We start from the raw sequence: 26,220 nt of genomic DNA on the forward strand, positions 1-26,220 counted from the left end.
CGCACTTTAATGAGTTTTATGCGGTAATAATTTATGTCCAATCGCGGATAAAATTGCCCCGCATACTACAACAAATGCGCCAATATAGCTAATATTATTCAATTCTGGCGCGGCAAAATCTGCCGGGCTAAAATAATGCGCAATATGAGAAAATAAGATCGTGAAAAGCGGTACAAGCGTGATAACAACACTGACTTTTGATACATCCCAACGATTAAGTGCTTCCGCATAAGAGCCGTATCCAATTAAGGTATTTAAACAACAGTAAATAAAACAAATCAAAGCTAAAGGTGTGAGTTCTTGTACTTGCGAGAATTCAGCCATCGGCATAAAGGCTATGGCACAACCTAAATACATCATTAGCAAGATTTGTTGTGAATTAAATTTACGCAACATTAATTTTTGCGCCATTCCATAAGCGACCCAAATAAGGGATCCTGCTACGCTTAAGATAACACCTGTTGAATACTGATTTAATCCGGCAAATACATCAAAACGATCATTAAAGAATAAGCCTAAACCAATTAACAATAAGAAAAGTCCGATCTTTTGGTGCATCCCCAATTTTTCTTTGAAGATCAGTACACCACAGATAAGCATTCCAAAAGAGGATAAATGAATAAAAATTTGTGCAACTGAAGGTTCAATATAATTCAGCGAACTACTAAATAATAGAAAATTGCCAGTAAGACCAATTACCCCAATAATAGCAAGCCAAGCATATTGGCCGACCTTCATTAGTTCAGGTAATTTCTTTTTATAAGCAAGTAGAGCTAATAATGAGATCGCCGCTACAATAAAACGATACCATACGATAGTTTGCGCATTCATTACAGATAAAGCTTGTTTGAGAGCGATAGGTAAGGATCCCCAAGCCATAGCGGTAATAAGCGCGAAGGTAAAGCCTAATAAAGGTTGTTGTTTCATTGCTTGCTCGCTTATGTGAAATTAAAAAAGACAAAACGCCCCACAAAATTGTAGGGCGTTTCAATCGAATAGATTTTAAATTATTCAGTAACAATACTTACGTATTTACGGCTTTTCTCGCCTTTTACTTCAAATTTAACTTTGCCATCTGCAGTTGCGAATAAGGTGTGGTCTTTACCCATACCTACGTTGCTACCCGCGTGGAACTTAGTACCACGTTGACGAACAATTATGCTACCTGCTAATACAGATTCGCCACCGAAACGTTTAACACCAAGGCGCTTAGCTTCAGAATCGCGACCGTTACGAGTTGAACCACCAGCTTTTTTAGTTGCCATCTACTTGATCTCCTCTGAAATTATGCTTGAATCCCAGTGATTTTCACTTCTGTGAACCACTGACGATGACCTTGTTGTTTACGGCTGTGTTTGCGACGACGGAATTTAACGATTTTAACTTTCTCGCTACGACCTTGTGCAACTACTTCAGCCACTACTTTCGCGCCAGCAACTACTGGTGCACCGATTTTAACATCTTCACCATTAACGACCATCAACACAGAATCGAACTCAACTGTTGCGCCAGTTGCAAGTTCAAGTTTTTCTAAACGAACAACTTGACCTTCGCTCACACGGTGTTGTTTACCGCCACTTTGGAAAACTGCGTACATAAATACTCCGCTTAATTGTGTTTCCCTGCTCTTTAGCAGTCCACACTTAAAAATTCATATAAATAGGTCGCAAATTCTACGGAAAAATCCTACCTATGGCAAGAATTTATTTACAATAAAATAAAAAAATTCCCTTCATTTGCGGATTGATTTCAGAAAGTCTGAAAATTCGGGTAAAATGCACCGCACTTTTGACTAATAATTGATGAAAAAATGAAGAAACAAGATCTTATGAGCATAGACGAGATCCAGAAACTTGCAGCTCCCGATATGAAAAAAGTTAATCAAAATATTCTTGCTCAGCTTAATTCAGATGTTCCATTAATAGGGCAGTTAGGTTTTTATATTGTTCAAGGCGGTGGTAAGCGGATCCGACCATTGATCGCAGTTCTTGCGGCTCGATCTTTAGGGTTTAAGGGCTCTAATTCAATTACTTGTGCTACTTTTGTTGAATTTATTCATACTGCCTCTTTATTGCATGATGATGTGGTGGATGAGTCCGATATGCGTCGTGGGCGCGCTACGGCAAATTCAGAATTTGGGAATGCTGCAAGTGTACTTGTAGGAGACTTTATTTATACGCGTGCATTTCAGTTAGTTGCACAATTAGAGTCATTGAAGATTTTGGGAATTATGGCCGATGCGACTAACGTTTTAGCGGAAGGCGAAGTTCAGCAGTTAATGAATGTTAATGATCCCGAAACGAGCGAAGCTAATTATATGCGTGTAATTTATAGCAAAACTGCTCGCTTGTTTGAAGTGGCTGGTCAGGCCGCTGCAATTGTTGCGGGCGGAACAGAAGCTCAAGAAAAGGCTTTACAAAATTATGGGCGTTATCTTGGCACTGCATTTCAGCTTGTGGATGACGTATTGGATTATAGTGCAAATGCGCAAGCTCTAGGTAAAAATGTAGGTGATGATTTAGCTGAAGGAAAACCAACCCTTCCTCTGCTACACGCTATGCGTCATGGTAATGCTGAACAGGCGGCTTTAATTCGTGAAGCAATTGAGCAAGGCGGTAAACGTGAAGCTATTGATGAAGTGTTAGCTATTATGGCTGAGCATAAGTCTTTAGATTATGCAATGAATCGTGCAAAAGAAGAGGCTCAAAAAGCCGTAGATGCAATTGCAATGTTGCCAGACAGTGATTATAAGAAAGCATTGATTTCTTTGGCTTATTTGTCTGTGGATAGAAATTATTAGCCTTTAATTTAGATTATATACTTGATACCAATTAATTTTAATTAAACTTTATGAATACAGAACTTCAATCTAAACCTGAGCAAAGTGCGGTTAATTTTCAAGGTAAAACTCGTAAACAAAAGGTACGCAAAGATCCTAATGCACCTTTTATTCGTGAAAAACTTGAGTTGCCAGATGGACATAACAAACTCCTTTTACATTCATGCTGTGCGCCCTGTTCGGGTGAAGTGATGGAAGCAATTCTTGCATCAGGCATTGAATTTACGATTTATTTTTACAATCCAAACATTCATCCACTCAAAGAATATTTAATTCGTAAAGAAGAAAATATTCGTTTTGCTAAAAAATTTGGCATTCCATTTATTGATGCAGATTACGATCGTCAAAATTGGTTTAATCGTGCCAAAGGAATGGAATGGGAGCCTGAGAGGGGAATTCGTTGTACTATGTGTTTTGATATGCGTTTTGAAAAAGCCGCTGAATATGCTCATGAACACGGTTTCCCTGTATTTACTAGTTGCCTGGGTATTTCTCGCTGGAAGGATATGAATCAAATCAATGGCTGTGGGCATCGCGCTGCGGAAAAATATGATGATGTTATTTATTGGGATTACAACTGGCGAAAAGAAGGTGGCTCGCAACGCATGATTGAGATTAGTAAGCGTGAGCGGTTTTATCAACAGGAATATTGCGGTTGTGTGTATTCTTTACGTGATAGTAATAAATGGCGAGAAGAGACAGGTCGTCAAAAAATTGAAATTGGTAAACTTTATTATACGCCAGATTAAGCTCTCTCTTTAATAAGGCTGATATTTTCAGCCTTATTTTCTTTTAAAATTAAGATTGATAGACATTTAAAAAGACCAATTACATCAATTTATAGCATTCTTCATAAAAATTAGGCAAAATACAGGAAATTTTTGAATTCAAAAAAGGATCAAACTATGACTAAACATTATGATTACATCGCTATTGGCGGTGGTAGTGGCGGTATTGCTTCTCTAAATCGTGCTGCAAGCTATGGAAAAAAATGCGCAATCATTGAAGCCAAACATCTTGGCGGCACTTGTGTAAATGTAGGTTGCGTACCTAAAAAAGTAATGTTTTATGGTGCACATATTGCAGAAGCAATTAACAATTATGCGCCAGATTATGGTTTTGATGTTGAAGTAAAAAAATTTGATTTTTCAAAACTTATTGAAAGTCGCCAAGCCTATATTGGTCGTATTCATGCATCTTATAACAATGTATTAGCGAAAAATAACATTGATGTAATTAACGGTTTCGGAAAATTTGTCGATGCGCATACTATTGAAGTAACTCTTGCTGATGGTACAAAAGAGCAAGTAACCGCAGATCATATTTTAATCGCAACAGGTGGTCGCCCATATCGTCCAAACATTAAAGGACAAGAATACGGCATTGATTCAGATGGTTTCTTTGCATTAACCGAATTACCAAAACGCGCTGCTGTTATTGGTGCAGGCTATATTGCCGTTGAACTTTCTGGTGTATTAAACAACCTAGGCGTGGAAACGCATTTATTAGTACGTCGCCATGCGCCAATGCGTAATCAAGATCCATTAATCGTAGAAACATTAGTGGAAGTGCTTGAGCAAGATGGAATTCAATTACATACCAATTCCACGCCATCTGAAATTGTTAAAAATGCAGATGGCTCTCTTACAGTAAAATGTGATGGTCAATCTGATATTACTGTGGACTGTGTTATTTGGGCTGCAGGTCGTGTTCCTGCGACAGATAAAATTGGCTTAGAAAATGCTGGCGTAGAAACGAATGAACGAGGCTATGTCAAAGTAGATAAATATCAAAATACCAATGTGAAAGGCATTTATGCGGTAGGCGATATTATCGAAAACGGTATTGAATTAACACCAGTTGCAGTTGCAGCGGGTCGTCGCCTTTCTGAGCGTTTATTCAATAATAAACCGACTGAACATTTAGATTACAATTTGGTTCCAACCGTTGTATTCAGCCATCCACCAATCGGCACTGTAGGTTTAACCGAACCTCAAGCGATCGAACAATATGGTGCTGAAAATGTTAAGGTATATAAATCCTCTTTCACAGCAATGTACACCGCGGTCACTCAACATCGCCAACCGTGCAAAATGAAATTAGTTTGTGTGGGTAAAGATGAAAAAGTTGTGGGTTTACATGGCATTGGTTTTGGTGTAGATGAAATGATTCAAGGATTTGCCGTAGCAATCAAAATGGGCGCAACAAAAGCTGATTTTGATAACACCGTGGCTATTCACCCAACGGGTTCAGAAGAATTCGTGACCATGCGTTAATCTTAAAAGCAAAGAAAAAAGAGCGGTAAAATTACCGCTCTTTTTTGTTTCTAATTTTGCTTAAGTATGTTTAGCTACGTTTAACCAATTTCGTCCAGTTATAATAACCATACAACGAGTTAAGTAAGTAGGCTGAATACATTAAGTACATGGCTGGTGTTTCTGCCCATAAGAAAATAGAAAGGATATTTAAAGCAATCCATAACAACCACTGTTCACGATAACGCAAAATCATTAAAATCTGTGCAGCAACCGTAATAATGGTAGTTAGACCATCTAAACCTGTTGAACTACCGCCAGCCGCTTGTAATGCTTGAACAAAAAGCAAAGTACCAATCGTAGTCACAACGATTAATGTCATCCATCCTTTAACAGTTAAAGCTTTGGCAATCACACTTTCTCCACCATCACTATTTTGCATATTGGCTTTCCACATGAAGTAGCCAATAAATTGAGATGGCAAATATACATAGAGTACGGTATTCATTTCGCCTAAGAAATTTGATCCCCAAGCGACATAAAAATAAGTGTAAGCAAAAATTAATCCAAAGAAATAATTACTAATTTTACCTTTACTTACCAATACCACACACAAAATACCGGAAATACCAGAAATCATTGCTAACCAAGAATCTGGCGCTTGTACATAAGCCCAAATCTGCGCAATGATGAAAAGCGCAAGCCAAACTACCTCAAAAGGTTTCCAACCAGAAACAAATTCTTGTTTTAAACGTTCTGCCAAAGTCATTATTTACTCCTGTTGACTTAAATTTGAATGCGAGCATTCTTGCATTGTGCGTTGATAATGTAAAGATTCAAAGAGATTTAATTCTCAACTTGTGAAATTCATCACGTTTCGATTAAATCCTAAAATAATCCATTATTTAGAAAACTCTCTAAAAATTTACCGCACTTTAAATACAATAATCTGGCTCAAGTGTTATTTTGGCTTGTAATAAGAACTGTTTAGTCCGCTCGTGTTGTGGGCAAGAAAAGAATTTATCTGCTGTATTTTGTTCTACAATATGCCCATCCGCCATCAAAATTACACGATCTGCAACATCTTTAGCAAACTGCATTTCATGAGTAACAATAATCATTGTCCAGCCTTCTTGAGCAAGCATTTTTAGTGTTTGTAACACCTCGCCTACTAATTCGGGATCTAACGCCGATGTAGGTTCATCTAATAAAATAATATCAGGTTTAACCGCAAGGGCTCGGGCAATCCCGACCCGCTGTTGCTGGCCACCAGAAAGTTGAGATGGAAATAAATCCGCTTTATTTTTTAGTCCCACCTTCTCTAACAACATTAATGCTTTTTTTCGAGCCTGCTCTTTCGGTTGTTTTTGAACCACCAGCATCCCTTCCATTACATTCTCAAGTGCTGTACGATGAGGAAATAAATTATATTGTTGAAATACCATTGATGAACGACGGCGTAAACTTAATTCATCCGATTTCGTAATTTTTCGACTAAAATCAATTTTCAAATCACCATCAGTAAAAACTAACTTACCTTGCTCTGGGCGCTCTAACAAATTTAGGCAACGCAAAAATGTCGTTTTCCCTGAGCCTGAGGGACCTAAAATAGCGACAACTTCACCTTTATTTATCTCAAAATCAATGCCTTTTAATACATCATTGCCATTAAAGTTTTTTTGAATATCGGTTACTTTTAACATAAACATTCCTTATAAATGGCGAGATAAGCGAATTTCAAGACGATCTTGTAAGAAAGATAAAACAAAACAGAAAATCCAATAAATCAAAGCTGCCTCACTATAAATTAAAATAAATTCATAGTTTGCTGCCGTAATATTCTGTGCTACACGGAATAATTCTGTCACTAAAACAAGAGAAGCTAATGAAGTATCTTTCACTGTACTAATAAAAGTATTAGAAAGCGATGGTACTGAAATACGTAAAGCCTGTGGCATAATTGTACGAATAAATGCTTGTCGATAATTCATACCTATCGCATAAGAGGCTTCCCACTGCCCTTTAGGTATAGCAATAATTGAAGCTCGAACTGTCTCTGCTGCATAAGCACCAATATTAATAGAAAATGCAATAATGGCTGTTGGGAAGGGCTCTAAAGTAATACCAACTTCAGGTAATCCATAAAAAATAATAAAAATTTGTACTAACATCGGTGTACCTCGAATTATAGAGATATACACTCGACATAAAGCCTGTAACAATTTTAAGGGTAAATTAGGGCTAGGCAAAGTACGAATAACCGCAACAATCACTGCAATAAGCAAACCACAGAAGAAGGAAATGACTGCCAATGGCAATGTGTATAAAATTGCTGCTTCCAACATAGGCCAAAACGAGCTGATTACATAATCAGCTCGTTCTGCGCTCATAAATGGAAGACTCGCCAACCAATTATTGAGTAATATCATCACCAAACCATTCAATTGAAATCTGTTTTAATGTACCATCTTGGCGAAGCGCTTCAAGTGCTTGATTAAATTTTGAAATCAATGCATCTTCACCTTGTAAAAAAGCAAAGGCTGTTGGAATTTTATCCCCACGATCATAAGCAATTTTTAAACCAGCATTTGGATGTTGTTTAAAATAATCTAATACCGCCAATTTATCATTAATTGTTGCTTCTGCACGCCCCTGTTTAATGAGCTCTAAGCTCTGTGCTAAACCATCTACTACAAGAATCTGCGCGCCTGCAGCTTTTGCATCTTTCCCCCAGTTACTTGTTGCAGATTGCGCAGATTTACGCCCTTTCAAATCTTCAAATGATTTAATACTGTTATCCGATGATTTTGTTACAATCACCCCACCAGAATAATTATAAGGCGTTGTGAAACTGTATTTTTTTAAACGCTCTGGGCTTGGGTTAGTTTGGTTTGCAATCACATCAAAACGTTTTGCATTTAACCCTGCATACATTGCATCCCATTGTGTTTCTTTAAATTCTACTTTCAAACCGAGCTTTTCAGCCACTTTACGAATAACCTCTACATCAAAGCCTGTTAATTTTCCACTTTTATCATGGAAAGTAAATGGCGCATAAGTCCCTTCTGTCCCTACGAGCAATGTCTTTGTTTTCTCAACGCGTTCTGAAATTTCACCTGCGTTTGAAAGTGTGGAAAATGTCAAACCCGCAGCCAAAAGTGCGGTTGTAAAAAATAGTTTTTTCATAATTGTATTCCTTATATAGTATTTGAATTAGCTTGATTATAAAAGTCTAGCTAATGGAAAAACAAGACGATTATGTAATGAGTTAGATTTTTTAGTTATAAGAAGAACATTAAAAGTGCAGCAAAATTTTACCGCACTTTACCTGTAATATAACCTATCCCTCAATTCCCTCAAATAATGCGGTACTTAAATAACGTTCTGATGCCGAAGGTAAAATAGCCACAACTAATTTATCTTTAAATTCTGGTAATTTAGCAATGCGATCTGCAGCCGCGACAGCTGCACCAGATGAAATACCTGCAAGAATGCCTTCTTCCGCCATTAAGCGACGAGCTGTGGCAAGTGCAGTATCACTATCAACGGTTTCTACACGATCAATAATAGATAAATCTAAATTTTTTGGAATAAAACCAGCACCGATGCCTTGAATTTTGTGTGGGCCTGGTTTTGCTTCTTCGCCCGCTAAAGTTTGAGTAATGACGGGAGATTCCACTGGCTCAACCGCAACAGAAGTGATTTGTTTACCAAAATCTAATTTAATCGCACGAGAAATACCCGTAATCGTACCGCCTGTTCCTACGCCAGCGACAACAACATCGACTTTTCCATCCGTATCTTTCCAAATTTCAGGCCCTGTAGTTTCTCGATGAATTTGTGGGTTGGCTGGATTTTCAAATTGTTTAAGCATGACATAGCGGTTTGGATCAGACGCAACAATTTCTTCCGCTTTCGCAATCGCGCCTTTCATTCCTTTTGTGCCTTCAGTAAGCACCAAATTCACACCCAATCCGCGCAATAAGCGTTTTCTTTCAAGACTCATTGTTTCCGGCATGGTGAGCGTGATTTTATAACCTCTAGCTGCTGCAACATAAGCCAAAGCAATACCGGTGTTACCGCTCGTTGCATCTACAATTTCTTTTCCTTTCGTGAGCGTGCCATCTTTTTCTGCTTGCCACACCATATTCGCTCCAATACGGCATTTTACGCTGTAGCTTGGGTTACGCCCCTCAATTTTCACCACCACATTGCCATTGTGACCAAAGTGTTTTAAACGCACAAGTGGCGTATTTCCGATAGAATAAGAGTTATCTGCATAAATTGTCATAATATTTCCCTTTCGTTAGGCTTTGTTAATATTGGTTTATTTATAGCACCGCACTTTAGATTAAAAAAATAGTTATTTGATCTATTTTATAACCGTAAGCTATTTAACAATCCCTGTATTTTCTGAATGAACCTCAAGCCCTGCTTGAGATGAAGAATCGCTATTCATATTAAAACGTAAGTCATTACGATAATTTTCCACCCACATCACCGTCGCACTACATACTGCAACAGGCATAATTAATAAATTAATCACAGGCACAAATGTGCAACAAGTCACTAATCCACCAAAAGTTAAACTTTGAGTTCGTTGATTGCCAAGCGCATTTTTCATGATATCAAAAGAGACCTTGTGATTATCAAAAGGATAATCACAATATTGAATTGCCATCATCCAACAAGTGAACAAGAAAGTAAGTACAGGCACGATGGTTTGCCCAACCAAAGGAACAAAACTCAGTAAAAACAAGGCGATAATTTTTGGTAGGCTATAACGTAATTTTTGCCATTCTCGATCAAGCATACGAGGCACATCTCTCATTACATCCACAAGACTATCATCATTAATATTTTCACCTGTCAGCATTTTTTCTACTTTTTCCGCTAACAAGCCATTAAAAGGTGCGGCAATAAAGCCAGAAAGCGTGGTGAAAGTAAAATAAAAGAGTAATAAAATTGTTAAAATGGACAGGGTTAACAAAATTACACTGAGAAAACTAAGCCAGTCTGGAATAAAATTCATCACCCAATCAATCGCACTGGTGATTTGGCTAATAAAAAGCCAAAATAAACCACAAAGCAAAACGGTATTGAGTAAAATTGGAATAATAACAAACCGACGCAAACCTTTTTGTGTGATGTAATGCCAGCCCATTACAAAATAATGGAAACCAGATTTTAATTCATTGGGGTTCAACATTTTTCTTTCCTTTCAATAAAAATACGCCTAAAACAGACCGCTCTTTCCCTTAAAATTCCACGCATTGAAGTATTTTTTCACCTACTGAAATATGGTAGGATTAGCGCCATTAATAGCATTCTCGCAGGACTAGCACGCGTAAGGAATAAAGATGGATTTAAATACAATTTTGATTATTGTGGGCATTTTGGCACTTGTTGCCTTAATCGTGCACGGATTATGGTCAAATCGTCGTGAGAAATCAAAATATTTTGATAAAGCCAATAAATTTGACCGCACTTCTCATGTGCAAAGATCACATCCTCAAGAAGATACGATACCAACAAATGCTAATTTGTCTCACGTTACTACAGCGCAAGCAAATGCTCCAATCCGTCATCAAGTCATGCCTAATGCAGCTGTGAATCAAGAACCTGTTGATTATAGACAAAGTGAAAAAAGCGTCGATGACATTAAGATTTCAATTCCAAATGTTCAACCTGTTTATGATATGGGAAATCATCGTTCTGAGCCGTTAAAGCCGACTCAACCACAATATGATATGCCGACATCAAATAGCGTTGCGAATATGACATTGGAACAAATTGAAGAACAAAGCCAAAATGCTAGTTTCGATGGAATTAATTCGTCATCACCAGAATTAAGAGCGCAACTTGCGGAATTAGCTCACGAAGAACGTCAAGTGGACTACAACGTATCTTTTAATGAACCAAAATCAGAAAAGACAGCTAAACCTAAACAAACAAGTGGTTATATTCAACTTTATCTTATTCCAAAATCTAGTGACCAATTCAATGGTGCGAAATTAGTACAAGCACTTGAAAACTTAGGCTTTATCTTGGGTGAGGATGAAATGTATCACCGCCACTTAGATTTAAGTGTGGCAAGTCCAGTTCTATTTAGCGTGGCAAATTTAGAACAGCCTGGAACATTTGATGCTTACAACTTAGTAGATTTTAGCACAATGGGAATCGTATTCTTTATGCAACTACCATCACCAGGTAATAATCTCGCTAATTTACGAATGATGATTCGCGCAGCGCATACATTAGCTGAAGATTTACAAGGCATTGTGCTTACTGAAGAACAAGAAATCTTTGATGAAAATGCAGAGCAAACATATCTTGCTCGCGTGTAAATTCATACCTTAAATTTACCGCACTTTTATCTTTATTGAGACAGGCTTTATGCCTGTCTATTTTCACTCTAAACAAGCAAAAAATGCGGTCATTTTTCCCTGAGAATTTTATGACAAATATTCAAACTCAAATAGACAATCTACGCAAAACCTTGCGCCAATATGAATACGAATATCATGTTCTAGATAATCCTACCGTGCCTGATAGCGAATATGATCGCCTCTTTCATCAGCTAAAAGCGTTAGAGCTAGAACATCCTGAATTTCTTACTTCAGATTCCCCAACTCAACGTGTTGGTGCAAAACCACTTTCTGGGTTTAGCCAAATTCGTCATGAAATTCCCATGCTCTCTTTAGATAATGCTTTTTCCGATGAAGAATTCAATGCCTTTGTAAAACGCATTGAAGATCGTTTAATCGTATTGCCTAAACCGCTTACCTTTTGTTGCGAACCTAAACTTGATGGTTTGGCGGTGAGTATTTTGTATGTAAATGGCATTCTCACCCAAGCTGCCACTCGTGGCGATGGCACCACAGGCGAAGATATTACAGCAAATATCCGTACTATTCGTAATATTCCATTACAACTTCTAACAGACAATCCTCCAGCACGTTTAGAAGTGCGAGGAGAAGTTTTTATGCCACACGCAGGATTTGAGCGTTTAAATGAATATGCACTAGAACATGGTGAAAAAACTTTTGCTAACCCTCGTAATGCTGCGGCAGGCTCTTTGCGTCAACTTGATCCTAATATTACAAGTAAACGCCCATTGGTATTAAATGCTTATGGTATTGGGATTGCTGAAGGCGTTGAACTGCCAAGCACTCATTATGCTCGTTTGCAATGGCTAAAATCTATAGGTATTCCAGTGAATCCAGAAATTCGTTTATGTAATGGTACGAATGAAGTTTTAGATTTTTACCGAGATATTCAGAATAAACGAAGCTCGCTGGGTTATGACATTGATGGAACGGTATTAAAAATCAATGATATTGCTTTACAAAATGAACTAGGATTTATTTCTAAAGCTCCTCGTTGGGCGATTGCTTATAAATTCCCCGCCCAAGAGGAATTAACGGTGTTGAATGATGTTGAATTCCAAGTTGGCCGAACGGGTGCAATCACACCAGTCGCTAAATTAGAACCCGTATTTGTTGCAGGTGTTACAGTAAGCAATGCCACCTTACACAATGGTGATGAAATTGAACGCTTAAATATTGCTATTGGCGATACTGTTGTCATTCGCCGAGCAGGCGATGTAATCCCACAAATCATCGGTGTACTACATGAACGTCGCCCTGATAATGCTAAACCAATCATTTTCCCAACAAACTGCCCAGTGTGCGATTCTCAAATTATTCGTATTGAAGGCGAAGCAGTAGCTCGCTGTACGGGAGGATTATTCTGTGCTGCACAACGAAAAGAGGCTTTAAAACATTTCGTGTCTCGTAAAGCAATGGATATTGATGGTATAGGCGGAAAATTAATAGAACAATTAGTCGATCGAGAACTGATTCATACACCTGCGGACTTATTTAAACTTGATTTAACTACACTCACACGCTTAGAAAGAATGGGCGCAAAATCTGCAGAAAACGCTCTAAATAGTCTTGAGAAAGCCAAAAGCACGACTCTTGCTCGCTTTATTTTTGCTTTAGGAATACGTGAAGTAGGTGAAGCCACTGCATTGAACCTTGCTAATCACTTCAAAACTTTAGATGCCCTTAAAGCGGCTGATCTTGACCAACTTCAACAAGTACCTGATGTAGGTGAAGTCGTGGCAAACAGAATTTTTGTATTCTGGCGTGAAGCGCATAATGTTGCCGTCGTTGAGGATTTAATCGCACAAGGCGTACATTGGGAAACCGTGGAAGTAAAAGAAGCCAGTGAAAACTTATTCAAAGATAAAACCGTCGTACTAACTGGCACCCTCACTCAAATGGGGCGCAACGAGGCAAAAGCATTACTACAACAGCTAGGCGCAAAAGTAAGTGGCTCAGTTTCCAGCAAAACGGACTTTGTCATCGCGGGTGACGCAGCTGGATCTAAACTAGCCAAAGCACAAGAACTAAATATTACAGTATTAACAGAAGACGAGTTTTTAGAGCAGGTTAATCTTTTAAATTAGTTGAATTAAAATCGTATGAACAAGAGCGGCCAAAAATCATTATATTTTGACCGCTCTTTTGTATTTAGATGTTAATTTATCCTCACTTAAATACACAGTTGCACGGAGGCGGCTGCGATGTTGGCGATAAGGAGAGTTTGAGTTTCAGCTAGTTTCAACACACAGCCACCCGAAGGTGGCTACCAACGTACAACGGAAGAAGCGAAGGCTGAAGAAGTTTCAACACACAGCCGCGCGAAGACGACTGCTCAAAGTGATTAAACCAACTATTCCGCTGATGATGTTTCAACACGCAGCTGCGCGAAGGCGGCTGCGGCGTAGCAATACAAATGACATAAGCACTGCAGTGTTTCAATACACAGCCGCCCGAAGGCGGCTGCTTAATACAGTAGACACAGCATTATCTACATAAGTAAAAACACCCATACAATCCCCTTTTTATTAGTTATTTTTTGCCTAATTCTTTTAAGTCTTTTTCTGAATAAAGACCTTCTTCAAAGAAGTTATATCTGTTGTAAGCAGATTTTACTATATCGCACTTATGCACATTATTTTCTTTTCCACTAATACAATTCTGCATATCACTATCTAGCAAAGGTTTATTCACAAGATAATCATAAACCGTCATTTCCTTACTTTCTTCATTACAAGCAAAGAGAGTAATAGAGAATAAAGCCAATAAAGATAATCTAATTAAATTTTCCATAATTTACCTACTTGATTTCATATTTAAAGTTAGAGTTGATTTTTTTAATTTCATCTTCCCTTTGCTTTTCAGCTTGCGCACAGTTGTACTGCTCAGTACTTAATGCTGTTTCAACACACAGCCACCCGAAGGTGGCCGCGTTCATTCGCCCTACGGGGGATAAGGCTCATCGCTGTTTCAACACACAGCCGCCCGAAAGCGGCTGCGCAATTACTGAATACATTGGGTTTAAGATTTTGTTGTTTCAACACACAGCCGCGCGGAGGCGACTGCTTTTTTAATAGTTCGGTCATGTAACCGCCCATTTTGTTTCAACACACACCCGCGCGGAGGCGGCTGCTCACGTTATGATGTATCAATTTTTACAGCTTCCATGTTTCAACACACAGCCGCCCGAAGGCGGCTGCTATTGCGTCCAGTCTAATTTATTGAGGGTTTTGTAGTTTCAACACACAGCCGCCCGAAGGCGGCTGCTCCCTATATAAAAAAGCAAGAAAAATCAGCGTATTAAACACTGTATTTCGCTAACGGATTTTATGATAAGGAGTTTGGTCAGTATAACGGCCGTACCGCCGTTATACAAATAGATTAACTTATCCAAATTGTTAAAGAAAACAAAGATCGCTATCCCATCAGGGTTTTAATGAGAACAACAGGTTAGCGAACTAAATGACAAGCACGTCTTTAAATACATCTACTGCCGGTTTTGCCCCATTATGCTCCACTTTATTACGCCACTTACTACCCAAATGGTAAAAACGCAAACTGTCACATGTGGGGTCGTAGGTTTCCAACAGTTTGTTTTTCAACATGACCCACTGGTCAGGCGTGACATCGCATTCAAAGACCGAATATTGCGCCCGCACGCCGTAATCTAAGCAATGTTTTGCGATACGGCGCAATCGCGCTTGCCCGTTTGTGTCATCAAAAGAAATATCATAAGTAATCAGCATTAACATGGTTTATCTCATCAAAAACGGCGGATATTCCGCCAAATCCCCGCGCAAGTGCCGCGCCAACAGCATTGCTTGAATATACGGCAGCAGCCCGATTTCCACTTCTTCGCCTAAAAATGGATGTACGATTTTCTCCTGCTTTTTCGCCTGCAAGGCTTGGAACAACAGCTTACGCGCCTCGGCTTTCAGACTCACCGCGCCGCTCGCCTCGGTAACGAAATCCTGCGGTTTGATTTGCCCACGGTTAATCAGCGACAACACCAACCTGTCCGCCCACCACGCGCGGAATTCTTCCAAAATATCCTGCGCCAAACTGTCGCGCCCCGGTCGGTCGGCGTGTAGAAAACCCACCTGCGGATCCAGCCCCACGCCTTGCAGCGCGCCGCTGATGTCCTTGCCCAACAGACTGTACACAAACGACAACAGCGCGTTCACCCCGTCTCTAGGCGGACGGCGGTTGCGCCCGTCAAAAGTAAAGCCGCTTTTTTCGCTCAAAAGCTGCCCGAACACGCCGAAATAACGCGCCGCCGCATCGCCTTCAATGCCGCGCACCATGTCCAGCTCCGCCGCGCCCTTCAACTGCCGCTGCGAAATATTTAAAGAATCGACCGCACTTTGAATCGCCACATTCTCGCCGTAATTGCGAATCTGCCGCTGAAGCACCCGCTTACTTGCCTGAATCTTCGCCGCAATGATATTGCGCGCAATCGGTACAGGATTTTGCTCCGACACCCGATACTGCACCCGACGCAACAGCACATTGCCGCTCTGCCGCCCCTGAAGCCGTCCCAAGAAACGTCCGTTTTCGGTAAAAAACGCCAAATTCACATTATTTTCACCGCAAAATCCCAGTAAAAACGGCGACACCAGCACATTGCCAAAGCAGAAAATATGCCCGATGGAATGCACCGGCAACTGCGCCACTTTCTTACGCTCCTGATCCACCACCAGCGTCTCACGCTCCTTATGCAGATAGCTGCCTTGGGTGGTGATATAGAGCGTGTTTTGCAGTTTGCGCATGTGGACTCCTTGAGTTTTGAACGCACTTTTTGGGGCGTTTAACAGGGGTAGGCTACCTGAAAAACAGTAGGTCAGATCCTTGAATCCGACATTTTCAAAATTATCGCAACAATTTCAAATCATATAAATATCAAACAGTTGTCGGATACAAGTATCCGACCTACGCAGACTGCAGTTTTATTTTGAACCGGCTTGTCAATTTAGGCTGTCTAAAAAATCAGACCTGTAGATAGCTTGAAATAAAAAGCAAATAATCCATCAATATACATGCCCAAATACACACTACGATTTTTAATCAATTTTTATATTGCAATTTTTCGCAATACATTTCCCAAATGGAGTTAATGGCTTAATTAACTCATCAAGTTCAGAAACATCTATTTTCATAAATTCAATAAACTTAATAAAATCTGGGAAGTCAGTCTTTATATTTTCGTTATTATAATCATTCACCCCTAAACCATTACCCAAAAGTTGTAAGGTATTCATCGTATAAGATTTATCAGAAAAAACCATATTATTCAAAGTAAGTAAATCAATATTTACAGGAGAAGAAATATTTTCCATAAAGAATTTCGAAATATTATTTATATACCTTTTGTAAATATCTTTTGCCTTTTGTATTAAATCAGCTTGAGACTCTAGCGAATCAACATTATCTCTAATCATTTGATAAACATCAAGAATATCACTATTGAATTGGTTCTTGCCATAGTGAACTGAAACATAAGGAACGTCTCTAAGATATTTGATGAAACACAAGAAAAACACCTGATCCTTGTTTAAGTATTTTAAATATGATATGGCTTGATTGATCAAATAGTCATCATTATTACTACTTAGCTTATCCATTAACAAATTTGCTAATACCTCATTTAATGAAATATCATTTTTTGTCCCAACTTGGTTAACCATTTCACTAATTAAACTTTGTACTTCAGAAGAAGCAAATCTTTTCTCCATTTCTTCATCAATGCGACCACTTACAACCTCATCGACAGTTGAATTTAGCTTTTCATGGAATTTAAATGCGAAATCTGCAATGGCTTTATATGATTCAGATCTTGCATCTTCTATCAAGCTAGGTAACTTAGCAGAAAATAGTTTCTCAAATAGATTTTGAATTTCAGAAAATGAAAGCCCAATATTTATATTACCAGTGATGTCTCCTTGATTTTGTAAAGATACAGAATTTTCACCCTGAGATAATGTTAAATTTTTTCTAAAAACCATTTTTCAATCCTTTTTGTTTATTTGATTAATATTTATGTTGCCGTTAATTTTTCCAGAATTTTGAATATTTTGTATATTATCTCCATTTAAATTAGCACTTATATTATTTTTAACAAATCTATCTCTCATGTAACTAGCTCCAAATAATAACGACAAAGCACCAAATATCATGGACCAGCTATTAGGATTCAATCCCAGAAAAGACTTATCAAAAATATTTGTAATAAAAGCCAAAAGCAACCAAACAATAACGAAAAATATTTTCATATATTCTCCTAAAAATACTAATAAATCAAAAGCATTTACCAAACAACCCCTCTACATACCCCACACTCCTATCCCGTTTTCCCAGCAACTCCGGCTGGCAAATCTCCACTAACGAACAGGCTTTGCAGCGTTTGGCGTAGTCGGGCGGCGGGGTTAGTCCACTGCCCAAGAGTTTGTGCACGGCGGTGATGGTGGCGAGGGTTTGGGTGCGCAGGTCGTCTGAAAACACGATGGGGACGCGGTGGCGGGTTTGCATATACCATAGCGCGCCCTCAGAGACGGTTTGCCCCGTCATTTCTTCCAAACACAAACCTTGGGCGCAAAGCTGGATTTCGTCCATCGGGTCGGGTTTGGGCTTGCCGCGTTTGTATTCCACGGGTTTCAGACGGCCTGTTTTCGTTTCCACTTCCACCAAATCCAACACGCCGCTGATGCCCAGTTTCTCCGCTGACACATGCACCGTCCGCTCAAAGCGCACGCCCTTGCGCGTTTCCGGCTCGCCCGAATCCACCCGCTCATGTAACGCTTTGCCTTGCGCCGTCAAATAGTTCTCCGCCCACGCCTGCTCGTTGTGAATTAAGGCGCATTGGCGCGGGCAGAAGGCGTAGTGTTGCAAGGCAGAAAGGGGAATCAGGCGCTTGTCCTGATTTTCCTTTTCCGCTTCTGCGATACAAGCGGTCATCTTTTCAGACATTTTTACAAATATTCTTCCACGCTCACGCCATTCAGATCGTCTGAAACCACGCTGATGTTGTAATCGCCAAAACAGCTTGCGGGCGTACCTGATTCACCGTTTACGCGTTCGACTTTTACGGCGTCAAACAATTTATGTGCAGGCTGGCTGCCGAGCGCGCTGTCGTGTTTGAAAACAATCAATTTGCGCGCCGCCATTTCGCCACGGGCAGCGGAGCGGTCGTGTTCAAACATCAGTTGCAGAGCTTGCCAGAGTTTGGCTAAGTCGTCGTCTGAAAAACCGGTTTTGGCGGCAAGGTTGGCGGAGATGAAGCCATGTACGCGGTAGAGCGCGTAGGGGACGATATGCTTGCGGCCCATGGTGCGTTCTTTTTCCAAGTCTTTTTCGTTGGTCACGGCCATGCGGGTGATGGAAACTTCCAGCGGCACAATCGGGTCGATGGATTGGGCAAACGCCAGTTGTACCGGGCCACGCACTTGTCCGCTGTTGACTTCGGTGGTCATCACGGCGCCGAAGGTGCGGATATCGAAGAAGTTTTTGCACATCCATGCGGTAATATCGCGGGCTTTGGCCTCGTCTTTGGGCAATTTTTTTTCTTTAGTATTTGGTTCAATCCCTAAAGCTTCATAAGCGCGTTTGTTTTGTAGGTTTAACACGCTTTTTTCTTTGACGTAGATTTCGTAACCGGCTTCGTTTTCGCTGCTGATTTCTACAAAATTACGGATTTTGCGTTTCAGGCAGACATCGGTTACCAAACCTTTGCTGGATTCAGGGTCAAGACGCGGCATATTGCCCGCATCAGGATCGCCGTTGGGGTTGCCGTTGGTGACATCAAAAAAGTAAACAAATTCATAGCGGTTTTGAATAGCAGACATTTTCTGGCTCCTTAGTTTTCAATAGTTTCAGCGGTTTCTTTTTTAGCAAAATAGGTTTGTTTTTGATGGTAATAGCCGATGGCGAATCGACCTTGCTCGTCAATGCTCAAATGGCGCGGAAAGGTCTCGGGCAGTTTGGCAATGATTTCGCCCAAATCTTTATCCAAATTCACCGCAATACCGGCTTTGTCTTTACGCAAGCGCGACAAATGGTGTTTTGCACCCGACAAAAGGCGCGGAAAAATGGAAAACGGCACGGCGGAGGCAGAACCGTAATAGCGGTCGGCAATGCCGGCATTTAATTCACCCAACGCCTGATATTGAATACGCTCCAACACGGCAAACAGCCGCCCTAAAAGATAAGCGCGATTCGGGCTTTCATTGTTCAAACTCATAGGAACTCCTTCTTCGATAAAACCTTTTCTAAAACGCCGCTCTAATACGGCTTTCATCATTGCCACGCGCAGGCCGTTCACGTCGCCGTCGGCGCGGATTCGGGTAATCAGTTGCGACAGCAAACTCAAGGGATACGGCGTGCCGCAAATCACGGCGCGGGTCATTTCGCCTGCCAATACAGGTGAGATATTTTCGCTTTTGCCCAATACGGCAGTTTGCAATAAGAGTCGCCAAATAGACGGCGGTGTTTTCCATGCGCAAGGCTCAAGGGCTAAATCTTGCCAATGTTGCGCCAAATTTTCCGCCAACTGCCCAAAGGTGGTGTCCAGCCAAAACCGAACAGAAATCCGTGCGGCATTGGGGGCAAGCCCTAAGATATAAAAACGGGTATTGGGAGAGAGTTCGGGCGCAATTTCTTGCAGCGGACGACCTTTGCCGATTTGTTCCAACACATTGAAAACTTTGGCGCTTTCTTGTTCATCATCCGGCGGCGTGAACACGTGCGCGAAAAAGCCTTCGGCAGCCTGCGCCGTGGCGTTATCGTCCGCTTCCGCCCAAAAGACCGTGCTGGCGTCGCCGATGGTCAGGCAGTGATTATTTTCGCGGCGCAACAGATAGTTCAGCGCAGTGGTGTAGGCAAAGGCGGATTGTTCGGAAACGGGCGCATTTGCGCCTTGCTCTTTACCGAACGAAGCAAAAGCTTCTTTGTTAAACGAAATAATCGAACCGCCGGAACTTTGCCCGCCAAATACGCCTTTAATCGCCGGATGCAGCCGCGCAATCGGGGCTGTATCGCCACTAATCAGGCACAAACCCTCGAGTGCTTCGTCGCTTTTCAGGCAGCCTGCCCACAAGGTTTGTGCGGCTTCGCGTTTATGGATAAGTGCGGTCGGTTTTTCAAGAGAAAATGCGATGTTGGCATCCAGCATTTCGGCAGGCAGGTTTTCGGCAGTAAAATGTGCAGGCTGCCAGTTTTGCAGAAAACGGCACAAGGCTTGCAAGCCTTCATCGTCGCTGTTTTGCAGTAAATCAAGATGGTATTGCTTGAAGGCTTCGAAGGTTTTTTCAGACGACGTAAACGGTTTTTCTTTGGCTTCGGCTTTGTTTTTATTGGCTTCCACGCCAAGCGCGTAGGCGGTTTTGTCCCACAAAAAATTCGGTTTGATACCCGACGTGCGTTTTTCAGGGCGAGGCACGCTCATCAGCTTCGGCTGCGGCTTTTTATCAGCAGTCAGATTCGGTACAACGGTTTTCAGACGACCTTCTTTATCCAACACCAAAATCCAGCCGATTTTCTCCTCGCTAAAGCCATAAGGCGGCACTTTTGGGTTGCCCATTTCATCTTTTTCCGCTGCCAAACGGCGGTAATAGTGGGCAAGGGATGCAAGAATCATGCTTTCACCTCCTCGGCGTAAAACGGCGGCACATCAATCACGCCGTCTTTTATTTGTGCACGAAAAAAATGTGGCGTGTTGCCGTGGTCAAAATCAATGTCGTGCAGCATCCAGCCTAAATCTCGGGTTCCCTCGCTTTCCAATAATGCCGACGGCGGCAGCGGCTCGCCCTCGTCAATCAAGGCAAAATCGGCAGGGAATTCACGCACGCCCAAACAAGGCTGCTGAAAGCATTGCCCTTTTTTTTGCACGACGTTCGAACATCTCAATATGCTTGGTAACGGTCTCATCCGCCCCCGCTTTTGCCGTCAGCACCGCATGGGCTTCAATCACATAAGCCACATCTTTAAGCACCGTCGCCGCGCGCTGCTGGCGGTCGTCTTCAATCAGCGTATATAAATCGGCAACGCTCTTACGCTTCATCGCGCCGCTGACCTTGCCCGCCGAAATCTTGCCGCCCAACTCATTGCGCCGCACCGATTCAAACCGAATCGGCTTCAACACATAAATCCGGTCAATCACCCAGCGAATCGCCGGCTTCCAATGCACCGCCGCCAAAATCCCGCGCGCCGCCGACGGCGTGATGACATCATAAGACACCCGCTCCACCTTCATCTCCGGACGGGTAAAACAGGCATAATCGCCCCAAATGTGTAGGCGGATTTGGTTCATTTGGTTCTCCTTTTGTTGTCATCGGCAGTTATTCGAAAATTTCGGATAGCTGGATTTTCTTTGTTTGGTTGGGAAGTGCGGATTTAGACGACGTTTTGAAAACGTTGGGGAAAATGACCGCACTTTTGCTTCTTGATGGAATATTTTCAACTAAGCCCAAATCATTTTGGCAATTTTAAACAGCAAAATATGGCGTTCTTCTAGTGCTTTTGCATCAAATTCATTAATTGCCTTCAATCCATCCAACTTATGTTCCTTCTTAAACCGTTCCACATCAAGATTTGACTTGTAAAAATCCTCTCTCAATGTTTCGTTCCAAAGCAAAGTCCCTGAATAAGTTTTTAATTTTTGCTGATAGATTTCATTGCTACTAGAAATATTGTCTTTTCCTTTTAATAACAAAATTCCACCTAGTCTATTTCGCTCCACAAGGAAAGTATCTTCATCTTCAAAATGTTTTTGACTTTCTTCATTTCGAGATAGGATGTGTTCAATATGAAATCCATTTTTCGCGCCTGTTTTTGTAACTAAATCTTCATAAGTATGTCGCATTTTGACATCAAATTGTTCAGCAAGAAAACCTTCTACCCGCGCAAAGAAATAGCGTTTAAAACGAGTATTTAAATTATCTCCTGTTGTTTTAAACAAGGAATAGATCATTGATTCATCAGATGTTGTTTTATCTTTTAATGCGTCTTTTAACTCTTTATCAAACGCACAACGGATAATTTCGTCGTTATCAGCATTGCGAATAGTTGCAGCAATTCGATGTAGTGCCTCTTGGAAGTTATTACTTTCGTAAACGCTCTGAAGTTGCAACAAAGAAAACAATCTATCTGTTTCTAGTGCAATTTTCTTAATCTTCTCCTCTTCTTTTTCATCATTAATCTTACAGGCAGATAGCCCTAACAAAAGCACACCATCAATATCATTTAAACGATTAAACGCAAATCCACCTACCTCATCTTTTTTAAGATGAGTTGATAATTTCACATACAAATCAGCATAATAAGTAAAATCTTCATCTAAGAAATCCATAACCCCTTGCGGATTATGATCAAGTTTCAAATTTTGTTGAAATTCAGTTGAAAACATTAATCGATGATAATCACCATCATAACGCTTGGCATCACTACGGCTTTGGCTAAAACGAGCTTTTAGATAAAAACGGAAAAAACGATCGGTTTCATCATCAGATAACTTATTAATTGCACGCGTTTTATCTTCCCAAAGTTGGTTATATTGTTTTTTATCCAATATAATCTTATCAATTTGCCCAAGCAGTTTACCTTTTAGAATTTCATAAGGCTTTAAACGTACCCCACGGTCATTAATGACTTCAAATACCATGGGAACGTCTGTCTGTTCTACAGATAAATTAATCAACACCAAGCGACGTAAAAAATAAAATATAAATGTTTCTAATTGATGTTTTTCTTTTATATTCTGATCTAACCAAGATTTGATTTCCTTATAGTTCTTAACCATATTATCGGCTGTTAATCCGCTATCTATTGGCGCGTCATCAATCTTTTCTTTAAACAATGCTTCCAACGTTGCCAAATGAGCTTCATGCCTCATCCAAAAAGTTTTTTTATAGCCTGATTGTCCAAATATTTTATTTTTTACCCAATCAGACAATTCGCTGTCATAGGCAGCAGCCCTATGATGCAAATTTAACAATATTAAAGTTAAAGTGGTTAGCCTTTGCTGTCCATCTACAACATAAACACGTCCATCTATTGTATTGGTTACATAGGTATTCAAGTAATACCAAGGATATTTACTATCGATAACCTGTTCGTCAGGGGGCAAACTACTATTCTGTTGATAGACTTCATTAAATTTATAAAAAATATCATCTAACAACCGCTTTACAGGTTCTTTTGTCCACTTATATTCTCGTTGATAAAAATCAATATAGTATTGAGTATTACTAAAAACTTTATCTATATTTTGTTTGTCTGGAGAAATATCCATGTTGTTTCCTTTAGTTAAGTTAATAAATATATAAAACGAGCATTAAACCATACTGATTTATACTTATTTTATCATCTTGCTTTAATCAAAATACTGAATTTTCAGCTTTGATAAAAACATTATCCTCCCAACTCAACCCCGCCACATCATCATACAAATCCAACCCAATCAGCGTATAAAACTGTTTGCCAAAGTTTTTCTCGTTAATCGGTTCGATACGCCCTGCTTTATACAAAGCGGCGAGGGCTTTTTCGGGAATTTGGACGGTGTAGGGTTGCAGTTTGCGTAAGAGTCCGCCGATGTGGTCGGCGTGGTGCAGGCTGCTGATGAGATTTTCGGCCTCTCCATCGAACGGAATAATCAGCGGCTGCATATGGCTTTCGATCATGCGGAATTGGTCGGCGATGGTTTGGAATGGGAAATCAAGGCTTTGCCCTGTATCGTTGTGCATTTTCAGGATTTTTTTATTGTCCAGTTCGCTGCCTTTTAATTGATAAAGCTCGGCGAAATAGGCGGCGACAGCTTGGGTGGATAAGAGATCGTCTGAAAAGCTGTCGGCGGTCAGGCGCATAACGGCGGCTTGGGCGGCAAGTTCGGTCGGGGCTTTCCATTGTTCTTCGGGCGCGAATATCCAGACAAAGCTGTTTTCAGACGGCCTTTTTCCTTCGCGGTTACAGCGTCCTGCGGCTTGGGCAACGCTGTCTAAACCTGCTTCGGCGCGCATCACCAGCGGAAAATCCACATCAACGCCAGCTTCGATTAAGGAGGTGGCAATAACACGACAGGGTTCGCCGTTTTTCAGATGACCTCGGATCTCATCGAGCTTTTGGCTACGGTGTTTGGCGCACATTAAGGTGGTCAGGTGGAACGTGCCGTCAAGGTGTTTGGCTTGGTCGTACAGGCTGCGGGCGTGGCGGCGATTGTTGACGATGACGAGCATTTGCGGGTGTTCGGCAAGTTTGGCGAGCAGGTCGGCGTCGGTTTGTGTGCCGATGTGTTGCACGGTAGTGCGGCACAGTTTGTCGAAAAGTGCGGTCGGTTTTGGGGCTATTTCGCGCACGTTTTCAAAGCCGCGATAGAAGCCGTTTTCGGCTTGCACGGCTGGCTGGGTAGCGGTGCACATGACGACAGAACAATGATAGTTTTGCGCCAATTCTTTGATGGCTTGTATGATGGGCAGTAAAAGATTGAGCGGCAGCATTTGCGCTTCGTCGAGGATGATGACGGAGCCTGCGATGTTGTGCAGCTTGCGGCAGCGCGAGGAGCCGTCGGCAAAGAGGGATTCGAAGAATTGCACGGCGGTGGTCACGACAATCGGCGCGTCCCAGTTTTCCGAGGCAAGGCGCAGTTTGTCTTTGGTGGCGTCGCCTTGTAATTTGCCGTCGTCGAAGGTGCTGTGGTGTTCCAACACAGCTTGTTCGCCCAATTCACCAAAGGCTTTGCGGAATTCGGCGGCATTTTGTTCAATTATGCTGGTGAACGGGATGACGTAAATGACGCGCTGCATTCCGTGCCGTTTGGCGTGTTCAAACGCAAATGCCATGGAAGTGAAGGTTTTACCGCCTCCGGTCGGCACGGTGAGCGTAAACAGCCCTTGCGGTTGTGCCGCTTGTTCTACGGCGTAATCGAGAATTTCGCTGCGCAGGCGGTTTAAGGCGGCATTACGTTTTTCGGCTTCGGTTTGCGCTGGATCTTGGGCGATACGTCGTCTGAAAGCGTTGATAAATTGATTGAAATTGTGTTGCAAGGCGTTTAAATCAGGATAACCGCCGCGCTCACTGTCTTTGTTTTCTAGGTTTAAATAAAAGGCTTCGGTGTCGAGATAATCAGCATCCACCAAGCAAGAATAGAGCATTCGTGTGAAGAAGGCGTAGGAGAAAAAAGGATGATGTGCGTCGGCTTTGAGTGGCGGTGCGGAAAGGTTTTGAGGGAGTTTGATTTCTTGTTGCCACAGGTTATCGAGGGCGGGAATATCTGCACCAAATTGCAACGCCAAACGCTGCTTTAACGTGCGGCGGTTATCGCCTTCGCCATTACCATTTGCAAGCCCCGCATGATGCCCTGCAATGCAAAACGCCATCAGCTTGCCGATAACACCTCCCCAATGCTCGACAGCAACCTTGGCTCCGGCGGTAGCATGATCAACTGAAGGACCGCCATGCAATCGTTGATTAAAGGCTTCTGAATATTTCCCTAAGTCATGAAGCTGTCCCGTCTGGCAGGCAATTTCCTGCGCCCCAAATACCCAAGCAAACTCCGCCGCCATTTCCCCAACATTTACCAAATGGCCTTGCAAGGTTTGCCAATGTTCGTAAGGCAAGAGATTACCAAGTTCATCTTGCGCAGAATGGGCGTAGTACAAAGGCTTAGCAGGCATAAAAATAATCCTTTATATTTATGATTATTATTTAACCTAATCTACTCCTAATCCTCTTTTAATTCAACAATGTTTACATT

24 protein-coding genes and 1 pseudogene are annotated in these 26,220 nt (G+C 41.3%); 5 read left to right on the forward strand and 20 right to left on the reverse strand.

Features of this window, described 5'->3' with window-relative positions; genetic code table 11:
* Nucleotides 1–6 precede the first annotated feature (6 nt).
* From KP713_RS05685 to rplU, 3 genes are all read right to left on the reverse strand, one after another.
* Nucleotides 7–927, reverse strand: coding sequence for a DMT family transporter (locus KP713_RS05685; protein WP_215770086.1), 921 nt, complete (start codon nucleotides 925–927; stop codon nucleotides 7–9).
* Between the two features lie 80 nt (nucleotides 928–1,007).
* Nucleotides 1,008–1,265: a 50S ribosomal protein L27 gene (rpmA, locus tag KP713_RS05690; RefSeq protein WP_005626413.1), complete on the reverse strand. Its 258-nt coding sequence runs from the start codon at nucleotides 1,263–1,265 to the stop codon at nucleotides 1,008–1,010.
* Between the two features lie 20 nt (nucleotides 1,266–1,285).
* Nucleotides 1,286–1,597 (reverse strand): 50S ribosomal protein L21, encoded by a 312-nt coding sequence (gene rplU / locus KP713_RS05695; protein ID WP_215770087.1) that lies wholly within the window; start codon nucleotides 1,595–1,597, stop codon nucleotides 1,286–1,288.
* A gap of 213 nt (nucleotides 1,598–1,810) precedes the next feature.
* On the opposite strand from rplU, the gene ispB reads away from it, so the two are divergent.
* From ispB to gorA, 3 genes are all read left to right on the forward strand, one after another.
* The gene (gene ispB, locus KP713_RS05700) at nucleotides 1,811–2,800 is read left to right on the forward strand and encodes an octaprenyl diphosphate synthase (protein WP_215770088.1); all 990 of its coding nucleotides are present in this window, start codon (nucleotides 1,811–1,813) and stop codon (nucleotides 2,798–2,800) included.
* Nucleotides 2,801–2,850: 50 nt separating this feature from the next.
* Nucleotides 2,851–3,588, forward strand: coding sequence for an epoxyqueuosine reductase QueH (locus KP713_RS05705; RefSeq protein WP_215770089.1), 738 nt, complete (start codon nucleotides 2,851–2,853; stop codon nucleotides 3,586–3,588).
* A 156-nt stretch (nucleotides 3,589–3,744) separates the two neighbouring features.
* Nucleotides 3,745–5,115, forward strand: coding sequence for a glutathione-disulfide reductase (gorA, locus tag KP713_RS05710; protein WP_215770090.1), 1,371 nt, complete (start codon nucleotides 3,745–3,747; stop codon nucleotides 5,113–5,115).
* A gap of 70 nt (nucleotides 5,116–5,185) precedes the next feature.
* On the opposite strand, the gene pnuC is transcribed toward gorA, so the two are convergent.
* The 6 genes from pnuC to cysZ all read right to left on the reverse strand — a co-directional run bounded on the left by pnuC (nucleotide 5,186) and on the right by cysZ (nucleotide 10,303).
* A complete protein-coding gene (pnuC, locus tag KP713_RS05715; RefSeq protein WP_118845752.1) occupies nucleotides 5,186–5,863 on the reverse strand; it encodes a nicotinamide riboside transporter PnuC in 678 nt (225 codons plus the stop codon).
* Between the two features lie 166 nt (nucleotides 5,864–6,029).
* Entirely contained in the window at nucleotides 6,030–6,797 is a 768-nt protein-coding gene (locus KP713_RS05720) for an amino acid ABC transporter ATP-binding protein (protein WP_215770091.1), read from the reverse strand.
* 9 nt (nucleotides 6,798–6,806) lie between these two features.
* Nucleotides 6,807–7,523: an amino acid ABC transporter permease gene (locus KP713_RS05725; RefSeq protein ID WP_005633396.1), complete on the reverse strand. Its 717-nt coding sequence runs from the start codon at nucleotides 7,521–7,523 to the stop codon at nucleotides 6,807–6,809.
* Nucleotides 7,507–8,280, reverse strand: a complete 774-nt coding sequence (locus tag KP713_RS05730; protein WP_106013926.1) for an amino acid ABC transporter substrate-binding protein — start codon at nucleotides 8,278–8,280, stop codon at nucleotides 7,507–7,509. Before KP713_RS05730 ends, KP713_RS05725 begins: the two co-directional genes overlap by 17 nt.
* 154 nt (nucleotides 8,281–8,434) lie before the next feature.
* On the reverse strand, nucleotides 8,435–9,385 hold the full coding sequence (cysK, locus tag KP713_RS05735; RefSeq protein WP_215770092.1) for a cysteine synthase A: 951 nt from the start codon (nucleotides 9,383–9,385) through the stop codon (nucleotides 8,435–8,437).
* A gap of 99 nt (nucleotides 9,386–9,484) precedes the next feature.
* A complete protein-coding gene (gene cysZ / locus KP713_RS05740; RefSeq protein WP_215770093.1) occupies nucleotides 9,485–10,303 on the reverse strand; it encodes a sulfate transporter CysZ in 819 nt (272 codons plus the stop codon).
* Between the two features lie 151 nt (nucleotides 10,304–10,454).
* On the opposite strand from cysZ, the gene zipA reads away from it, so the two are divergent.
* Together zipA and ligA are read left to right on the forward strand one after the other, a co-directional pair.
* Entirely contained in the window at nucleotides 10,455–11,441 is a 987-nt protein-coding gene (gene zipA, locus KP713_RS05745) for a cell division protein ZipA (RefSeq protein ID WP_215770094.1), read from the forward strand.
* A gap of 110 nt (nucleotides 11,442–11,551) precedes the next feature.
* Nucleotides 11,552–13,570: an NAD-dependent DNA ligase LigA gene (gene ligA, locus KP713_RS05750; RefSeq protein ID WP_215770095.1), complete on the forward strand. Its 2,019-nt coding sequence runs from the start codon at nucleotides 11,552–11,554 to the stop codon at nucleotides 13,568–13,570.
* A 445-nt stretch (nucleotides 13,571–14,015) separates the two neighbouring features.
* Here the strand turns inward: ligA and KP713_RS05755 are convergent, their stop codons facing one another.
* From KP713_RS05755 to cas3, 11 genes and pseudogenes are all read right to left on the reverse strand, one after another.
* The gene (locus KP713_RS05755) at nucleotides 14,016–14,276 is read right to left on the reverse strand and encodes a hypothetical protein (RefSeq protein ID WP_252346309.1); all 261 of its coding nucleotides are present in this window, start codon (nucleotides 14,274–14,276) and stop codon (nucleotides 14,016–14,018) included.
* Between the two features lie 665 nt (nucleotides 14,277–14,941).
* Nucleotides 14,942–15,235, reverse strand: a complete 294-nt coding sequence (cas2, locus tag KP713_RS05760; protein WP_215770096.1) for a CRISPR-associated endonuclease Cas2 — start codon at nucleotides 15,233–15,235, stop codon at nucleotides 14,942–14,944.
* 3 nt (nucleotides 15,236–15,238) lie between these two features.
* Nucleotides 15,239–16,252, reverse strand: a complete 1,014-nt coding sequence (cas1c, locus tag KP713_RS05765; RefSeq protein WP_215770097.1) for a type I-C CRISPR-associated endonuclease Cas1c — start codon at nucleotides 16,250–16,252, stop codon at nucleotides 15,239–15,241.
* 291 nt (nucleotides 16,253–16,543) lie between these two features.
* Entirely contained in the window at nucleotides 16,544–17,485 is a 942-nt protein-coding gene (locus tag KP713_RS05770) for an LPO_1073/Vpar_1526 family protein (protein ID WP_215770098.1), read from the reverse strand.
* A gap of 3 nt (nucleotides 17,486–17,488) precedes the next feature.
* Complete coding sequence (locus tag KP713_RS05775; protein WP_010129881.1) at nucleotides 17,489–17,752, reverse strand: hypothetical protein; 264 nt, start codon at nucleotides 17,750–17,752, stop codon at nucleotides 17,489–17,491.
* 25 nt (nucleotides 17,753–17,777) lie between these two features.
* Nucleotides 17,778–18,434 carry a CRISPR-associated protein Cas4 gene (cas4, locus tag KP713_RS05780; RefSeq protein WP_215770132.1) on the reverse strand — a complete coding sequence of 219 codons (657 nt, stop codon included), beginning with the start codon at nucleotides 18,432–18,434 and terminating at the stop codon, nucleotides 17,778–17,780.
* A 14-nt stretch (nucleotides 18,435–18,448) separates the two neighbouring features.
* On the reverse strand, nucleotides 18,449–19,321 hold the full coding sequence (gene cas7c / locus KP713_RS05785; protein WP_215770099.1) for a type I-C CRISPR-associated protein Cas7/Csd2: 873 nt from the start codon (nucleotides 19,319–19,321) through the stop codon (nucleotides 18,449–18,451).
* 11 nt (nucleotides 19,322–19,332) lie between these two features.
* A complete protein-coding gene (gene cas8c / locus KP713_RS05790; protein WP_215770100.1) occupies nucleotides 19,333–21,111 on the reverse strand; it encodes a type I-C CRISPR-associated protein Cas8c/Csd1 in 1,779 nt (592 codons plus the stop codon).
* Nucleotides 21,108–21,783, reverse strand: a pseudogene (cas5c, locus tag KP713_RS05795) (type I-C CRISPR-associated protein Cas5c). The gene cas8c and the pseudogene cas5c overlap by 4 nt, the downstream one beginning before the upstream one ends.
* Before the next feature lie 150 nt (nucleotides 21,784–21,933).
* Nucleotides 21,934–23,763: a DUF262 domain-containing protein gene (locus KP713_RS05800; RefSeq protein WP_215770101.1), complete on the reverse strand. Its 1,830-nt coding sequence runs from the start codon at nucleotides 23,761–23,763 to the stop codon at nucleotides 21,934–21,936.
* Between the two features lie 85 nt (nucleotides 23,764–23,848).
* The gene (gene cas3, locus KP713_RS05805; protein ID WP_215770102.1) at nucleotides 23,849–26,140 is read right to left on the reverse strand and encodes a CRISPR-associated helicase Cas3'; all 2,292 of its coding nucleotides are present in this window, start codon (nucleotides 26,138–26,140) and stop codon (nucleotides 23,849–23,851) included.
* Nucleotides 26,141–26,220: the final 80 nt, after the last annotated feature.

It is taken from the genome of Haemophilus sp. SZY H36, from assembly GCF_018829625.1.
In the GTDB taxonomy this organism is placed as follows: domain Bacteria; phylum Pseudomonadota; class Gammaproteobacteria; order Enterobacterales; family Pasteurellaceae; genus Haemophilus; species Haemophilus haemolyticus_K.